This window comes from Corynebacterium sp. KPL2838 (genome assembly GCF_040225455.1).
In the GTDB taxonomy this organism is placed as follows: domain Bacteria; phylum Actinomycetota; class Actinomycetes; order Mycobacteriales; family Mycobacteriaceae; genus Corynebacterium; species Corynebacterium rhinophilum.
The window spans coordinates 40,665-54,881 of the sequence record NZ_JBEHFT010000003.1 but is presented as its reverse complement, the minus strand read 5'-3'; the positions used below and the strand labels follow the sequence as shown (position 1 = coordinate 54,881).

Genomic DNA, 14,217 nt, shown 5'->3' with positions numbered 1-14,217 from the left:
AAAACAGACCGCTTTGTCTGTAAACTGTAGACGGGTAGGTTTTCCTTCAACGCTTTGAAAGGGAGGTCTACACCACATTATGGCTACCGCAACGACGACCAAACGCAAGCCACGCGCCAATAAGCCCGAGGGCCAATGGAAAATTGACGGTAAGGAACCGTTGAATAACGATGAGGCCATCAAGCAGGACGATGGTGGCCTTTCTGCCAAGCAGCGCGTAATAGACATCTACTCTAAGCAGGGATTTTCCTCCATCCCACCGGAGGATTTAGCGCCGCGCTTTAAGTGGTTGGGGCTGTATACGCAGCGCAATCAGAACTTGGGCGGGGAGATGACCGCCAAGCTGTCTAATGCAGAATTGCAAGATGAATACTTCATGATGCGCGTGCGCTTCGATGGCGGCCGCGCTGATCCGGCCAAGCTGCGCGCGGTGGGAGAAATCTCGCGCGATTATGCTCGCTCTACCGCGGACTTTACAGACCGGCAGAATATCCAGCTGCACTGGATTCAGATCGAAGATGTGCCCACCATCTGGGACAAACTCGAATCTGTGGGCCTTGGCACTTTGATGGGGTGCGGCGATGTGCCGCGCGTCATCTTGGGCTCGCCGGTCGCAGGAGTGGCCGAAGATGAGATTATCGATGCCACCCCAGCTATCGAGGAAATCAAGAATAATTACTTACCGCGCGAGGAGTTCCATAACCTTCCCCGCAAGTTCAAAACCGCTATTTCCGGCAATGCGCGCCAGGACGTTACGCACGAAATTCAAGACGTTGCCTTCGTAGGCGTCAACCACCCCGAATACGGCCCCGGTTTCGATTGCTTCGTGGGCGGGGGACTGTCCACCAACCCCATGCTCTCGCAGTCATTAGGCGCGTGGGTGCCACTCGAGCGCGTGCCGGAAGTATGGGCCGGCGTGGTCAGCATCTTCCGCGACTACGGTTTCCGCCGCAATCGCAATCGCGCGCGCCTGAAGTTCTTGGTGGCTAAATGGGGCATCGAAAAGTTCCGGCAGGTCCTCGAGGAGGAGTACCTGGAGAAGCCGTTGGCCGATGGCATCCCGCTCGAGGTCAATCCCGGCAGCCGCGATCACCTAGGTGTGCACAAGCAAAAGGACGGCAAATTCTACGTCGGCGTGAAACCTACCGTGGGCCATGCAACGGGCGAACAGCTGATTGCCATTGCTGATGTGGCAGAAAAGTTCGGCATCTCGCGCATCCGTACCACCCCGATGAAGGAATTGCTCTTCCTCGATGTGGAGGAAGACGATATTCCGGCGCTCTCGCGTGCGCTGGATGAAACGGGCCTGTATTCCCAGCCCACGGAGTTCCGCCGCGGCGTCATTTCCTGCACTGGTCTGGAATTTTGCAAGTTGGCGCACGTGACCACGAAGGCCCGTGCCATCGAATTGGTGGACATCCTCGAGGACACCCTGGGGGATTTGGATGTGCCCATTTCCATCGCACTCAATGGCTGCCCCAATGCGTGCGCGCGCTCCCAGGTATCCGATATCGGGCTTAAAGGTCAGATTGTCACCGATGCCGATGGCAACCGCGTCGAGGGATTCCAGGTCCACTTGGGCGGCGCCCTCGGCCTTTCCCCCGACTGGGGCCGCAAGCTCCGCGGTCACAAGGTCGTGGCCGATGAAGTACCGGACTACGTCATCCGGCTGGTCAATAAATACAAGGAACAACGCGAAGAAGGCGAGCAGTTCCGCCACTGGGTACTGCGCGCCGAGGAGGAAGATCTGCAGTGAATTTTCGCCGAAAACCTAATCCCAATCGCAATCACCCCACCTTTTGCCCGTACTGCGCCGGCACTGATCTTTTCCCCGATGAAGAAGACGACTTTGCCTGGAATTGCCAGGAGTGCCTGCGCGTATTTTCGGTCCGCTTCCACGGACAAGATGATGCCCCCGTAGCACCGGCCCCAGCAGTCTCTTCCACTGAGGCCCTGCAGCGCTCCCTAGCCCGCCGCGGACACTCCACGGCTCCAGTGGATTAAGGATGCACCATGACCGCACTCATTACCTTGTCCCACGGCTCGCGCCACTCGGGCGCCGCCGCCGGCATTGAACGGCTCACCCAGACCGCTGCCGCCGCGATACCAGGCCGACCGGCTTATCGTGCGGCGCACCTGGAGTTCAATACTCCCGATCTCACCGCCGCTGCGGTCGATCTCGCTCGTTGCGGGGAGGATACGGCCGTAGTCATTCCATTGCTCTTTACGCAGGGTTACCACCAGCGCGTTGACGTTCCCCGCGTTATCGCTGCGGCCGAACAGACTTCAGGCCTGCGCTTGGTGCAAGGTGAGTGCTTAGGCGGAGGGCGTGCCGTACGAGATGTGGGCAGGCGGGAAGCCGCAGAAGCGGAATTGGCGGCGGTGCTCGCCGCACGCGCCAGGTCTGGGGATACCCACCACGTCATCTACTCCGTTGGTTCCTCTGATGCTGCGGCCAATGACTCCATCCACCGGCTCGCCGCTCGGGTATCCCAGCTCACCGGTGTACCCGCCACGGCCGCGTTCGCCACCCGCGGTGGCAGCAATGACATTCATGCATTGGCAAGAAGCACTGCGCGAATGCGGGTTATCCCGCTGTTTGTTACCGCAGGACTGCTTCTTAAACCACTGTCATCTACCCCCAGCAATGTCACCGTCGATCCCGTTCTTGGTACCGATCTCGCTGGCATCGTTGCTGCTCACTATCACATCGCCCAGGAGGTCGGTGTTCCATGCTAACCCTTATTTTAATCGCCGTGGCCGGTGCGGCCGCCCAGCTTGTCGATGGCGGCATCGGCATGGGCTTCGGCGTTACCTCAACCACCATCCTCCTCCTGGCGGGCCTGGGACCCGCCCAAGCCTCCGCCGTAGTCCACACCGCGGAACTGGGGACGACTGCAATGTCTGGCCTCAGCCACGCCCGCTTTGGCAATGTGGATTGGAAACCCGTCTTCCGGCTGGGCGTGCCGGGTGCCATCGCGGCGTTTATCGGCGCCACCGTGCTCTCCAATATCTCCACCGATGCGGCCGCTCCCATTACCGCGCTCATCCTGGTGGCCATCGGCAGCAACCTCATCTGGCGCTTTTCCCGCCCGCGCCGGGCGAAGTTCGTACAAAAACGCAGCCATTCCACCCCATTTTTGATCGGGCTCGGTTCTGTTGGCGGCTTCGTTGACTCCACCGGTGGCGGCGGCTGGGGTCCGGTGTCTACCTCGACGCTTATGGCAATTGGCCGCGAGCAGCCTCGCCGCATCGTCGGCACGGTAAATACCGCCGAATTCCTGGTCACACTGGGCGCCACCCTCGGCTTCGTCGTTGGATTGTGGCAGGATATCGTCGCCAACCTCTCCGCCGTGTTGGCCCTGCTCATCGGTGGTTCCATTGCCGCGCCGATTGCGGCATGGGTGATTTCCCGGATTGAGCCGGTAGTCCTCGGTGGCCTCGTGGGTACGGCTATCGTGGCGCTGAATATCGGCAAGGTCTTAGGCGGGCTAGAAACCTACTTCGGGCTGACGGTGCCGGGCTTCGTCTCCCCGCTGCTCATGGTCATGATTCTCGGCGTGGGTATTTCCGCTACCATCCACGGCGCGCGGGCTACCCGGGCTGCTCGCGTAAGGGAGCTGGAAGCCGAGAACGCCGAGACCAAGGCACACGCGGAATTTCATGCCGCAGGCTTTGCGCACAACGCGGCCGGTGCCTCCAAGGACGTGAGCATCGTGGAGGACTCCGCACCGCAGGCGGATAAGGCCTAATCCCCGGCTGGGCCGAGGCCGGCAACCTCGCCAATGACATAGACGGCGGGGGAGGAGACATTATGATCCTCCATCGTCTGCGCAAGTTGCGCTAGTTCACAGCGAAATTCCCGCTGCGTGTTCAGGGTGCCCTCCTGGATAATCGCGCACGGCGTCGACCCAGCAAGCCCGCCGTCTTGCAATGCCCTGGCAATCGCCGGGGCATTTTTCACGCCCATGATAATGGATAAGGTCGCGCCGGATTGGGCCAGGGCGTGCCAATCCACGAGGGACTTCTCGTGCCCCGGAGGCAGGTGGCCCGATACGACGGTAAAGCCGTGGACCATGCCGCGCTGGGTGACGGGGATGCCAATGCCTGCAGGCACGGAAATAGCGGAGGTCACTCCCGGGATCACGGTGGTGGGGATAGATGCCTGGGCTAGGGCCTGTACCTCTTCAAAGCCGCGGCCGAACACGAAAGGATCGCCGCCCTTGAGCCGCGCCACCTTCCGCCCGGCTTGGGCATGCTCGATGAGCAGCTCATTGATCTTGTCCTGCGTAATCGACTTCTTGTAGGGCAGCTTGGAGACATCGATAAGCTCCTTTGCGGAAATATCGCAGAGCTTATCCAACTGCGGGGCAGGGCCTAGGTGATCGGTCAAGATGACCTCGGCCTCCTGTAAGGCGCGCATGCCGCGAACCGTAATCAGGTCCCACGCGCCGGGGCCGCCACCGATAAGGGATACGGGATGAATCTGTGCTGACGTCATGCCGCACCATCTTAGTGGGAGCCCGACTATGCTAGAGCGATATGGATAACGGTTTCACTGATGGTTCCACCTATGACACCGAAACGGTGCGATTTTTTGATGTCGCCCACGAGGGTGCGCAGATTCGTCTGCTCGCCGGGCAAGTGGAGCGCTGGGGTGAAATCTTAAACGGGCTCAACCCGCGCTCCTTGGTCATATTACCCACCGACGCCATCGCCCGCGAGGCAGCGCACCTCGGCGTCGGCTTGGCCGAACCGCTGCGCATCCCGCTGGTGGTGACGGAATCGCTGCCGCAGTACGTGGGCGCGCTCGATATCGTCGTGGCAGTGGGCGAGCCCGCAGAATGCGATTGGGCCTCCCGCGCACTCATTGCCGCGAGCCAGCGCGGCGCCACCACAATTCTGGTGGGCCCGGCAAGCGGTCCCTTGGTAGAGGATTGCCCAGAGGACACCCTGATTGCCCCGTCGCTTCCCACCGCAGAGGGCTGCTCGCCGGCGCGATTTATCACGGCCCTATACGCGCTGTGCAGCATCGTGCATACCTCCCCGCATGCGGTGCGCGAGGAGCTAGAGGACCTCGCCGCCGCCGTGGACCGCGAAATCGAGCAGCTTTCTCCAGAGCGCGATGATGCCATCAATCCGGGACGGCAGCTGCGCGAATACGCAGAGGTTGCGCGGATTATCCATTCTTGCGTTATCGATCCCTATGCATATGCCGAGCGCCGTGAGCGCGTGCACATCGATACCCTGGTCGCCCGCATGGCCGCGACTATCTGGGCCGTGCACGGGCTGCCCGGGACCTTCGTCGAGCCCGCTGACCTGAGTGGCGCACTCGACCGAGACGCCGAATCCAGCACGGCGTCCACGCCGGCCGATGACCTTTTCTACGATCCCTTTATCGACGGTGCTGGCGCGGAGGCACCTTTGATACCCTTAAAAGTGATTTTCTGGGGGCAGGAAGAGGCGAACCTGCCCAACTCGCTTGCAGTCCGCAGCACCGACCCGGAACCGGGCCTAGGGCACCTTGCCCGCTCGCTGCAGCTTATTACGCGGAGTTTTGCCGCGACCGCCTACGAGATTTCTAAAGGATAGAAATATATGCAATTACTGGAAGGCGCAATCCGCAACTATTCCTGGGGATCACGCACCCTCATCCCTGAGCTGCGGGGCGAAGAAGCCGCAGGAAAGCCGGTAGCTGAACTCTGGTTTGGTGCCCACCCCGGTGATCCTTCCACGGTGGAAGGCCAGCTTCTCAACGAGGTGATTGCGGAGGATCCAGAAGGTCAGTTGGGTACGCGAGTCTACAAAGAATACGGCGAAAAACTGCCGTTTTTGTTGAAGATTCTCGCCGCCGAAGACCCGCTATCTTTGCAGGCCCACCCCTCCAAGGAGCAGGCCGAAGAGGGCTTCTCCCGCGAAAACGAGGCGGGTATTGCCCTGCAGGCCGCAAATCGCAATTACAAGGACGATAACCACAAGCCGGAACTTATCGTGGCGCTCTCGGATTTCTACGCCATGGCCGGGTTCCGTCCCCTAGCACAAACCCGCGAGCTCTTTGCCGCCTTGGAGTGCCCAGAGCTTGAGCGTTATCTTGCCATGCTTGACGATGACCCCGCGGAATCCTCCGAATCCGCCAACCTCCGGGTGCTTTTCACCACGTGGATTACCATCCCTTCGGCCAAGCGCAAGGAGCTTATTAAGGCCATCATTGCCGCCGGCGAGCGCCTGATTTCCGCCGACCCGAAGGATTGGAAGGCGCGGGTCATGGCTACGGTGGTGGACCTGAATGACCGCTATCCTGGCGATATTGGCGTGCTTGGCGCGCTCTTGCTCAACCACATCGAGCTTGCCCCAGGTGAGGCCGTCTACCTCGACGCCGGGCAGCTCCATGCGTATGTCTCCGGACTTGGCGTAGAAATAATGGCCAATTCCGATAACGTCTTGCGCGGCGGATTGACCCCGAAATTCGTGGATGTGCCGGAGTTGGTGAAGGTCCTGACCTATGCGGCCGCCAATGAGCCGCGGGTGCAGCAAAAAGATAAGCGGAACCAGGATAACGTCCATGGTGCCGAGGCTTGGTCCTATCCGGTGCCCATCGATGAATTTCTGCTTGATCGCGCCGAGCTCGGGCCCGATTCTTCCGTCGACCTCGATTATGACGGCCCCACCATCGCCTTGTGCACCGCTGGTTCCCTTAACCTTCGCAATGCCGCGGGCGAGGAATTGATCCTTTCTCCGGGCCAAGCCGCATGGCTGCCGGCCTCCGATGGTGTGGTTACCGCCCAAGCTCACGCTGTACATGAGTCAAGTCCTGAGGACCGCACGGCGCAATTATTCGTCGCCCGAGTCTAATAGGTCTTATAACTGTGCCCCCTTGCTAGAAAATCCCAGCAAGGGGGCACTTTTAGGTGTTGGCGGCATTTGGGCCGAGACTAACTCCTTGGTACCAGTTGCGCTAGCCGCATAGAGGACTTAACGCGCAGCGGAAGATCCCGCGGCAGAGCTTCCCGTTGCCGGGAGATCCGTGGGCTCTTGGTTTCCCGTCTGTTGCGTAGTGGCAGGCTTCCCGGTTGCTTCCGGCTTGGCGTGGGATTTATTTTTCGCCTGCGGTGCGCTAGAAGGCGCGCTCGTTCCCGCACCGTGATCCTCTGTGGTGGCATTACGAGCAGACGGGGTGCGCTGCGCGCTCCCGTTGGTATATGACTTTTGTGGGGCCTGCGTTGATGGCGACTCCGGGTTATCGGATCCGGCGGGCTCTACCGGTTTTCCGGACTCTCCACCCTGTTCACTTTGACCTGGCTTCCCCTCGCTTGGAGCAGAAGATGGAGCTGGTGAGCTTGGTGCCGGGGAAGACGGTGCTAAGTTATCCGGCTTGCTGGGATTATCCGGCGCTGCCTGCATGGTGCCGGCACCGTTACCATTCTGCGGAGCCTGGCCGCCCTGGGCGGACGGGGCGTTATTAGCGGAAGCGTCTGGAGAGTAGACATTTCCGGGGCGGTACACCTTGGTAGGGCGGGTAGCCGCGTGGGGATGCGTGACGGCATTGGGCGCCAAGTATGGGTCCGTCGATTGCGGGCGCTGATGGTCCGATTCACCAGCGCCTGAATTAGACTCTGCGGAGGTGGAGTTTTCCGGCGAAGGCTTCTTATGTGTCGACGATGTCGTCGATTCTTCAGCGGAAGTATTTTTTGGTGCCACGCTAGAGGTAGGGGACTCATTCGCGGCGTTGGAGTAACGGGCGCTCGGCGTGCTCATGCGCCACACGCCCACTCCCACGACGACGGCGGCGATAAGGCCGAGCACGATGAACACGTACACGCGACGTGAATCTGGCTTCATCGTGCTCTCCTTTCTTAGTTACATAGGGTGGGTAACAAGTTGATAACGAGAGTATCATGCATTGGAATTTTCGCGACAGCCTTTAGAATCCGTGATATGTGAACAAAGCTCAAATGGGACAGTGGATTTTCAATGCAATCCTTTTCATGCCCGATTTTTCTGCGCCGCAAAAGCGTGTATAAATGGCGCTAAACCCGTCGAAGGAGTGAGAAATGAGCAGCTGGGACGAAGAGATTTTTAGCACCGATCTCAACGTGGATTTTCTAGATGAATTGGCAAACCTCGATGAAGAAGGGGTAATCCGCGCAGTACAGGATGCCTGCGAGGTGGCTCGCAGCAAGAACGATTTAACCGAGGAAGAACAGCTCAACGCCCACGCTGCGGCCACGATCGCCGCCATTTGGGCGGGCGCGCCGTTCAGCGCCAGCGAAACCGTTGAAGACTACCCCTATATTAGGGACTTGGTGGGAACCGTTGACGATACCCTGACCGAAAATGCCCTTGAGATCCTGGATACCGTCGAAGAAGACTACGACGTGGAACCGTTTATCGAGGCGCTTTCTTAAAACCCACCTCCCTCGGTGCCGCTGGCGCCGCCTAGGAGCAGAAAGGATTCTGCATATCTCACCATGCTTATAAGCATTGAAGGCATTGATGGCGCCGGAAAAAATACACTTGCGACCGCAGTGCGGGACGCCCTCCAAGTCCCAGTAAAAACCGTTTCCTTTCCGCGTTATGAGACCTCCATCCACGCGCAGCTTGCGCGCGAGGCGCTCTACGGAAAGATGGGCGACCTTACGGATTCGGCCTACGGTATGGCCACGCTTTTCGCCCTCGACCGCTTTGGGGTAAAAGAGGAATTGCTGGCGGCGAAGCAAACGCGCGAGGTAGTGATCCTAGACCGCTATGTAGCCTCCAACGCTGCCTATTCCGCGGCCCGGTTGCGCGACGATAGCCTCTTCCAATGGGTCTATGACCTAGAATTTGGCACCTTGGGCCTGCCACAAGCAGACCTGCAGGTGTATGTGGATACGGCGGTGGAGGTGGCATCGGCAAGAGCGCACTCCCGAGCCGCTAGCGATTCTACCCGCGAGCGCGACCACTATGAACGCGATGGGGGATTGCAGGAGCGCACCGCCGCCGCCTACCGGCGCCTAGTCGAGTCCGGGTGGGGCGGGCGCTGGATCGCCACCGCCGATGCGGATACTATTACGGCAGCAATAAATGACCTTGTAGGAGATTAAAACGTGGCGCCAACGATTTTGGTTGTGGATGATGATCCAGCGATTTCGGAAATGCTGACCATTGTCCTTGAATCTGAGGGACTCAATCCCGTCCCCGTCATGGATGGCAACGATGCCGTTCCTGCCTTCCGCCAGCACGAACCGGATCTCATCCTTTTGGACCTCATGCTGCCGGGCATGAATGGTGTGGATATCTGCCGCACCATCCGGCGCGAGTCCGCGGTGCCTATTGTCATGCTTACCGCTAAAACCGATACCGTGGATGTGGTCTTAGGCCTTGAATCTGGCGCGGATGACTACATCACCAAGCCCTTTAAGCCGAAGGAGCTCATCGCCCGCATTCGGGCGCGCCTGCGCCGCACTGACTCCGCGGAACCGGAAACCCTTGAGGTTGCCGATCTGGTCATCGACGTGCCGGAACATACGGTGCGTCGTACCGATGGCACCGAATTGAACCTGACCCCGTTGGAGTTCGATCTCCTGCTGGAAATGGCGCGGCACCCAGGGCAGGTGCATACCCGCGAGTCACTGCTGGAATCCGTCTGGGGCTACCGCAATGCCTCCGATACTCGTTTGGTTAATGTGCATGTGCAGCGCCTGCGCGCGAAGATCGAGCACGATCCGGAAGATCCGCAGATCGTGCTGACGGTGCGCGGCGTGGGGTATAAGACCGGCAAGGCTGGCGCCGGGGAGTAAGGAAGCATCAGAATTCTGGACCGCGTGCGGCGCATTCGTGACGCCATAGTAGATACGCTGCGCACCTCATTGCAGGCGCGCGTTATCGGCATGATTGTGGTCGCCTCCTCGGTGGTCATGATTATCTTGGCCTACGCCTTGGTCTCTGTGCTGACCCAGCGGCTGGTATCCCAAAAAGAAGACGTGGCGCTGCAGGAACTCGAGCGCGCCCGCACGGCGGTAGAGCAGCAAATCGATGCCACCAGCTCCGCTAACTCGGTGCAGGTGCGCATCAATTCCGCCCGCGCTTCTTTGGATCAGCTCTCTGCGCAACAAGGCGATGCGCAGGCGGTCTATGAACCCGTCATCGTGGTGGAAAACCAGGATGGATCCATCACCACCTCACCGGAGGATTTCCCGGTGCCGGAACAAATGCGGCAGATGGTGGGCCAGGACCAGATTGCGCAGCAGTATTACCCTGTCCCGCGCGGCAATGGCGATTACTATAACGCGCTCATGGTGGGCACGCCCACTGATGCAGAGATTCCGAATTTGCAGGTCTACCTGGCGCTTTCCATGGAATCGGAAGAATCCACGATGGCGCTTATGCGCGGGTTGCTCTCTGCAGCCGGCGTGGTGGTCGTGGTCTTGCTGGTGGGCATTGCCTGGTTGGCTACCCAGCAGGTCATTACCCCGATTAAGTCCGCGTCCCGCATTGCCCAGCGCCTGGCCGCCGGCCACCTTAAGGAGCGCATGGCCGTGGACCGGGACGATGAGATGGGCCGGCTTGCCGCCTCCTTTAATAATATGGCGGATAAATTATCCTCCCAGATTGCGCAGCTAGAGGAATACGGCGATTTGCAGCGGCAATTTACTTCCGATGTCTCGCATGAGCTGCGCACACCCATTACCACCGTGCGTATGGCCGCAGACCTCATTGAATCCGAGGCCGATAGCCTGCCCGCGGGCGCGCAGCGTGCCTCCAAGCTCATGTCCAGGGAGCTGGACCGCTTCGAGGAGCTGCTGGCGGATCTGTTGGAGATTTCCCGCCACGATGCCGGCGTGGCGGACTTATCCACCACGGCCATTGACCTGCGCTCTTGCGTGGACGCTGCCTACCGCCAGGTCGAGCACTTGGCGCAGGAGCTCGACGTGGAGGTCGTTCGCAATATGCCGGACGAGCGGATTACCATCCAGGCCGATTCGCGCCGCATCGAGCGTATTTTGCGCAACCTCTTGGCCAATGCCATCGACCATTCCGAGGGCAAACCTGTGGTGATCGATATTGCCACCACAGATAAGGCCGTCGGCGTGGCCGTTACGGACCACGGCGTGGGCCTGAAACCAGGACAAGAAGAACTAGTATTCAACCGCTTCTGGCGCGCGGATTCTTCCCGCAAGCGCCACTCCGGCGGCACCGGGCTAGGCCTTGCCATCGCCCGCGAGGATGCAGCCCTGCATGGCGGCACGCTCGATGCCTTTGGCGTATTCGGCTATGGTTCCCGTTTCCGCCTCATCATCCCGCGCGAGCCGAATACCGAGATTGGTGATGAGCCCATTTCCCGCGAGATTCCAGGTGCCCCAGGCACAGCTTCAGACTCTGGGCACGCTGCGCTTGCCGATGCCCCTGCTACCACCGACCCCAGCGGCGCAACTGGCGCCGCGAATGCTAGTAACGCGGATATTAGTACCGAGGAAGCTGGGGAAGCGGAAGCTGATGCAACGGAGGATGGTGCAGCGGAAGATAAGGGCGGAGCGTCCGCTGGTGGGGCATCGCCAAGCAATAGCTCAGTGGTAGGTCGTGGAATTGGCATCGACGATGACTCCGCTGACGCAGCTGAGTCAGATGGTGACGGAATCCTGTGGCCCTCCGAACGCGAGCACAATCGCGGGGCCGCGTCGCCAGAGAGGCGCTCCTATAAGGCGCCAGATTTTAAGGGGGATATATAAATGAATTCGGTCGTACGCAACGGATTGTGGCGGCGGAGCACCGCAGTGGGCGCGGTGGCGGTGCTGGGCTTTGTTTCCGGTTGCTCAACCTTGCCGCACGATACGAGCCCCCAAGTCGTAGGTACCTACCACAATCAGCCCGATGGCCCGGAAGAAGTCATTGCCCCAGAGGTGGGGGCAGACCCGGACCTTACCCTGCGCGATTTTTACCGAGCTGCGGCCGTTCCCACCAATGATCACGATGCGGCCCGTGGATTCCTCACGGAGACCGCCCGCGGGGCGTGGGATGCCTCGGGCGATGTCATGGTGGTCGATAGCCTGGATATCGTGACCGCACCCGATAAGAAACAAAACACAGCGGAGGATGTGCGCTCATTTAATGTGCGGGGCACCATCATTGGACGGCTTAAATCCGGTGGGGCGTATGTGCCGGAAAATGAAGGCTACGAAGCTACCATCGATATGAAAATGGTGGATGACCAGTGGCTTATTAATGGGCTGCCGGCAGGATTGGTTATTGAGCGCAATGAGCTGCGCAATCATTACACCCCGCAATCGCTCTATTTTTATAAACAAACCGATGACGTCCTCGTCCCGGATCGCCGGTGGCTCTATAAAGGCAGCGAAGAATCCGAGTCCACTCTGATTACCCTCTTGATGGAAGGCCCGTCCAGCAGCATTGCCCCGGCTACCCGCCGGGCAGCGGATGAAAAGGTCACCTTTGCTGGCTACGATAATGAAAACGGCTACCAGTTCGAGGGCTTGTCAGATCTGGATGAAAATGACCGCACCCGCTTTGCCGCGCAATTGGTCTGGACGCTTTCTGATGCCGGACATATCGGCCCCTTCAAGGTCAAGGCCGATGGCAGCAACCTGGTAGAAGGCATGGATACAGTCAGCGTGGATGATTTTGCTGACTATAACCCCAAGATCAATAGCAATTCCCTGTCCACGCTGTACGCATTGAACGAGGGCAACGTGCTGGAAGTCGATAGTGGGGTGGCCGAGCCGATCACTGGTGCCTTGGGCTCGAGCGGCAATGTGCAGTCAGTCGATGTCACCGACTCCGGCATGATTGCGGCGGTCAGCCGGAAGTCTAGTGGTAACTTCAAGTTGCAAATGGGCGAAATCGGCTCCGTCATGCAGGACTCGGTCGACGGCAAGACGCTGGCGCGGCCCACCTTCGAATTCAACGGGCAGGCCGCCTGGACGGTGGTCGATGGTGACCGCATCGTGCGCGTCGTGCGTTCCAAGACCACCGGGCGGATTTCGGAATCCGAGGTTGATGCCCGCAGCATTGATGAGATCGAGGGCGAAATCTCCGTTATCCGGCTCTCCCATAGCGGCGCACGCGCGGCGATGATCATTGACGGCCACGTCTATATCGCTGCGGTAGCCCAATCCAGCAGCGGCGATAAGCGCATCGTCAACGCCCGCGAGGTGGGTCCAGAGGTCTCTGGTTCGGCATTATCGCTGGATTGGAATAACGATGGCTCGCTCATCGTCGGTACCTCCTCTGGTCAGTCGCCGGTATGGCGCATCGAGCAGGATGGTTCTTCGGCATCTACCATGCCGACGGGTAATATCACCGCCCCAGTAGTCGCGGTGGCGACCTCGCCGTCAAAGCTTTATATAACGGATTCCCATGCCATGTTGGAACTTCCCGCCACGGTGGTAGATGAGGTGAACTGGCGCGAGGTGCCTGGCCTGCAGGGCCGGCGTTCTTCGCCTATCGTGTCCGATTAGAAGGCGGTTGCGCTCTAGGTGGCGCCGCCGCAAAGGCCTTTCGGGGATGGGGCGGTGGTGCGCAGTGAGCGTGCGAGAACTGATTTTTCCGCGTGCGTGTGCGGGGTGCCGCACGCCCGGACATGTCTTGTGTGCGCAGTGCCGGGAGCACCTGCGCCAGCCTCCTTACCTGGTAAGCCGCCCGCGGCTGCTCGGGGCACCGGTATTTGCCCTGGGGTCCTATTCGGACATTCGCCGAAATATCATCATCAGCATGAAGGAACAGGGCAATAGGGAGGTGCGCGATTATATCGGTGCGGTGGTGGCCGCGGGCGTGGCGCACTTGGCTGCCCGCGGCGAGATTCCCCGCGAGCTGTGCCTAGTGCCGGCACCTACTCGTCGCCGCTCTGCGCGCAGGCGCGGCGGCGATCCCGTGACGGCCGTGTGCCAGGGTGCGGCGCGCCGGCAACGGTCCCTGCAGGTGCGGGAGGCGCTTATCATGGGTGCGAATACCGAGGATCAATCTGAGCTCAATGCGCAGGATAGATGGGCGAATCTACAGGGGCGAGTGGGGGTTTGCGCCCCAGTGAACGGTAAGCCGGCGCTGCTTGTCGATGACGTTATAACCACCGGCGCCACCCTTGCGGCCAGTATGGCGGCCCTACGCGCCGCCGGCGCCACAGTCTATGGGGCATTGGCCTTCGCAGATGCTTAAGGTACATCACACAGTAGGGTGCACGGTGTTACCCCCTAATGCCATCAGGTCATAACCACTGGTATTATT

General features: G+C 60.0%; 14 protein-coding genes. 12 read left to right on the top strand and 2 right to left on the bottom strand.

The genetic code is table 11. The features are described from left to right. Positions 1 to 79 precede the first annotated feature (79 nt). Genes ABRP98_RS01785 through ABRP98_RS01770 form a run of 4 tightly spaced genes read left to right on the top strand, consistent with a single transcriptional unit; the run spans position 80 to position 3,752 of the window. A complete protein-coding gene (locus tag ABRP98_RS01785; RefSeq protein WP_284852117.1) occupies positions 80 to 1,756 on the top strand; it encodes a nitrite/sulfite reductase in 1,677 nt (558 codons plus the stop codon). Then, positions 1,753 to 2,004, top strand: a complete 252-nt coding sequence (locus ABRP98_RS01780) for a hypothetical protein (protein WP_005277497.1) — start codon at positions 1,753 to 1,755, stop codon at positions 2,002 to 2,004. Before ABRP98_RS01785 ends, ABRP98_RS01780 begins: the two co-directional genes overlap by 4 nt. Positions 2,005 to 2,013: 9 nt before the next feature. Beyond that, positions 2,014 to 2,739, top strand: coding sequence for a sirohydrochlorin chelatase (locus ABRP98_RS01775; protein ID WP_349857160.1), 726 nt, complete (start codon positions 2,014 to 2,016; stop codon positions 2,737 to 2,739). Next, positions 2,733 to 3,752 (top strand): sulfite exporter TauE/SafE family protein, encoded by a 1,020-nt coding sequence (locus ABRP98_RS01770; protein WP_349857159.1) that lies wholly within the window; start codon positions 2,733 to 2,735, stop codon positions 3,750 to 3,752. Before ABRP98_RS01775 ends, ABRP98_RS01770 begins: the two co-directional genes overlap by 7 nt. Here ABRP98_RS01770 and cobA read toward each other — a convergent pair. Beyond that, positions 3,749 to 4,501 (bottom strand): uroporphyrinogen-III C-methyltransferase, encoded by a 753-nt coding sequence (gene cobA, locus ABRP98_RS01765; RefSeq protein WP_284781762.1) that lies wholly within the window; start codon positions 4,499 to 4,501, stop codon positions 3,749 to 3,751. The genes ABRP98_RS01770 and cobA overlap by 4 nt on opposite strands. A 41-nt stretch (positions 4,502 to 4,542) precedes the next feature. Here cobA and ABRP98_RS01760 point away from each other — a divergent pair, with 41 nt between their 5' ends. Further along, entirely contained in the window at positions 4,543 to 5,592 is a 1,050-nt protein-coding gene (locus ABRP98_RS01760) for an exopolyphosphatase (protein ID WP_349857158.1), read from the top strand. Between the two features lie 6 nt (positions 5,593 to 5,598). Further along, positions 5,599 to 6,852, top strand: coding sequence for a mannose-6-phosphate isomerase, class I (manA, locus tag ABRP98_RS01755; protein WP_284852119.1), 1,254 nt, complete (start codon positions 5,599 to 5,601; stop codon positions 6,850 to 6,852). Between the two features lie 120 nt (positions 6,853 to 6,972). Here manA and ABRP98_RS01750 read toward each other — a convergent pair whose 3' ends face one another. Continuing rightward, positions 6,973 to 7,839 carry a hypothetical protein gene (locus ABRP98_RS01750; RefSeq protein ID WP_349857157.1) on the bottom strand — a complete coding sequence of 289 codons (867 nt, stop codon included), beginning with the start codon at positions 7,837 to 7,839 and terminating at the stop codon, positions 6,973 to 6,975. Between the two features lie 212 nt (positions 7,840 to 8,051). Between ABRP98_RS01750 and ABRP98_RS01745 the strand changes: the two genes are divergently transcribed. The 6 genes from ABRP98_RS01745 to ABRP98_RS01720 all read left to right on the top strand — a co-directional run bounded on the left by ABRP98_RS01745 (position 8,052) and on the right by ABRP98_RS01720 (position 14,148). After that, entirely contained in the window at positions 8,052 to 8,405 is a 354-nt protein-coding gene (locus tag ABRP98_RS01745; RefSeq protein ID WP_023025612.1) for a DUF4259 domain-containing protein, read from the top strand. A 63-nt stretch (positions 8,406 to 8,468) separates the two neighbouring features. Then, positions 8,469 to 9,083 carry a dTMP kinase gene (locus ABRP98_RS01740; RefSeq protein ID WP_284781761.1) on the top strand — a complete coding sequence of 205 codons (615 nt, stop codon included), beginning with the start codon at positions 8,469 to 8,471 and terminating at the stop codon, positions 9,081 to 9,083. A 3-nt stretch (positions 9,084 to 9,086) separates the two neighbouring features. Continuing rightward, positions 9,087 to 9,779 (top strand): MtrAB system response regulator MtrA, encoded by a 693-nt coding sequence (gene mtrA, locus ABRP98_RS01735; protein WP_284770025.1) that lies wholly within the window; start codon positions 9,087 to 9,089, stop codon positions 9,777 to 9,779. Positions 9,780 to 9,848: 69 nt separating this feature from the next. After that, the gene (mtrB, locus tag ABRP98_RS01730; RefSeq protein WP_349857196.1) at positions 9,849 to 11,708 is read left to right on the top strand and encodes an MtrAB system histidine kinase MtrB; all 1,860 of its coding nucleotides are present in this window, start codon (positions 9,849 to 9,851) and stop codon (positions 11,706 to 11,708) included. Continuing rightward, on the top strand, positions 11,709 to 13,454 hold the full coding sequence (gene lpqB / locus ABRP98_RS01725; RefSeq protein WP_349857156.1) for an MtrAB system accessory lipoprotein LpqB: 1,746 nt from the start codon (positions 11,709 to 11,711) through the stop codon (positions 13,452 to 13,454). Between the two features lie 253 nt (positions 13,455 to 13,707). Next, on the top strand, positions 13,708 to 14,148 hold the full coding sequence (locus ABRP98_RS01720; RefSeq protein ID WP_284853447.1) for a ComF family protein: 441 nt from the start codon (positions 13,708 to 13,710) through the stop codon (positions 14,146 to 14,148). The last annotated feature ends 69 nt before the right edge of the window (positions 14,149 to 14,217 follow it).

What these genes read in the sequence shown, in the direction of transcription:
- ABRP98_RS01785 (WP_284852117.1), top strand. Translation starts at nt 80, where the DNA reads ATGGCTACCGCAACGACGACCAAACGCAAGCCACGCGCCAATAAGCCC.
- ABRP98_RS01775 (WP_349857160.1), top strand. Translation starts at nt 2,014, where the DNA reads ATGACCGCACTCATTACCTTGTCCCACGGCTCGCGCCACTCGGGCGCC.
- ABRP98_RS01770 (WP_349857159.1), top strand. Translation starts at nt 2,733, where the DNA reads ATGCTAACCCTTATTTTAATCGCCGTGGCCGGTGCGGCCGCCCAGCTT.
- cobA (WP_284781762.1), bottom strand. Translation starts at nt 4,501, where the DNA reads ATGACGTCAGCACAGATTCATCCCGTATCCCTTATCGGTGGCGGCCCC.
- ABRP98_RS01760 (WP_349857158.1), top strand. Translation starts at nt 4,543, where the DNA reads ATGGATAACGGTTTCACTGATGGTTCCACCTATGACACCGAAACGGTG.
- manA (WP_284852119.1), top strand. Translation starts at nt 5,599, where the DNA reads ATGCAATTACTGGAAGGCGCAATCCGCAACTATTCCTGGGGATCACGC.
- ABRP98_RS01750 (WP_349857157.1), bottom strand. Translation starts at nt 7,839, where the DNA reads ATGAAGCCAGATTCACGTCGCGTGTACGTGTTCATCGTGCTCGGCCTT.
- ABRP98_RS01745 (WP_023025612.1), top strand. Translation starts at nt 8,052, where the DNA reads ATGAGCAGCTGGGACGAAGAGATTTTTAGCACCGATCTCAACGTGGAT.
- ABRP98_RS01740 (WP_284781761.1), top strand. Translation starts at nt 8,469, where the DNA reads ATGCTTATAAGCATTGAAGGCATTGATGGCGCCGGAAAAAATACACTT.
- lpqB (WP_349857156.1), top strand. Translation starts at nt 11,709, where the DNA reads ATGAATTCGGTCGTACGCAACGGATTGTGGCGGCGGAGCACCGCAGTG.
- ABRP98_RS01720 (WP_284853447.1), top strand. Translation starts at nt 13,708, where the DNA reads ATGAAGGAACAGGGCAATAGGGAGGTGCGCGATTATATCGGTGCGGTG.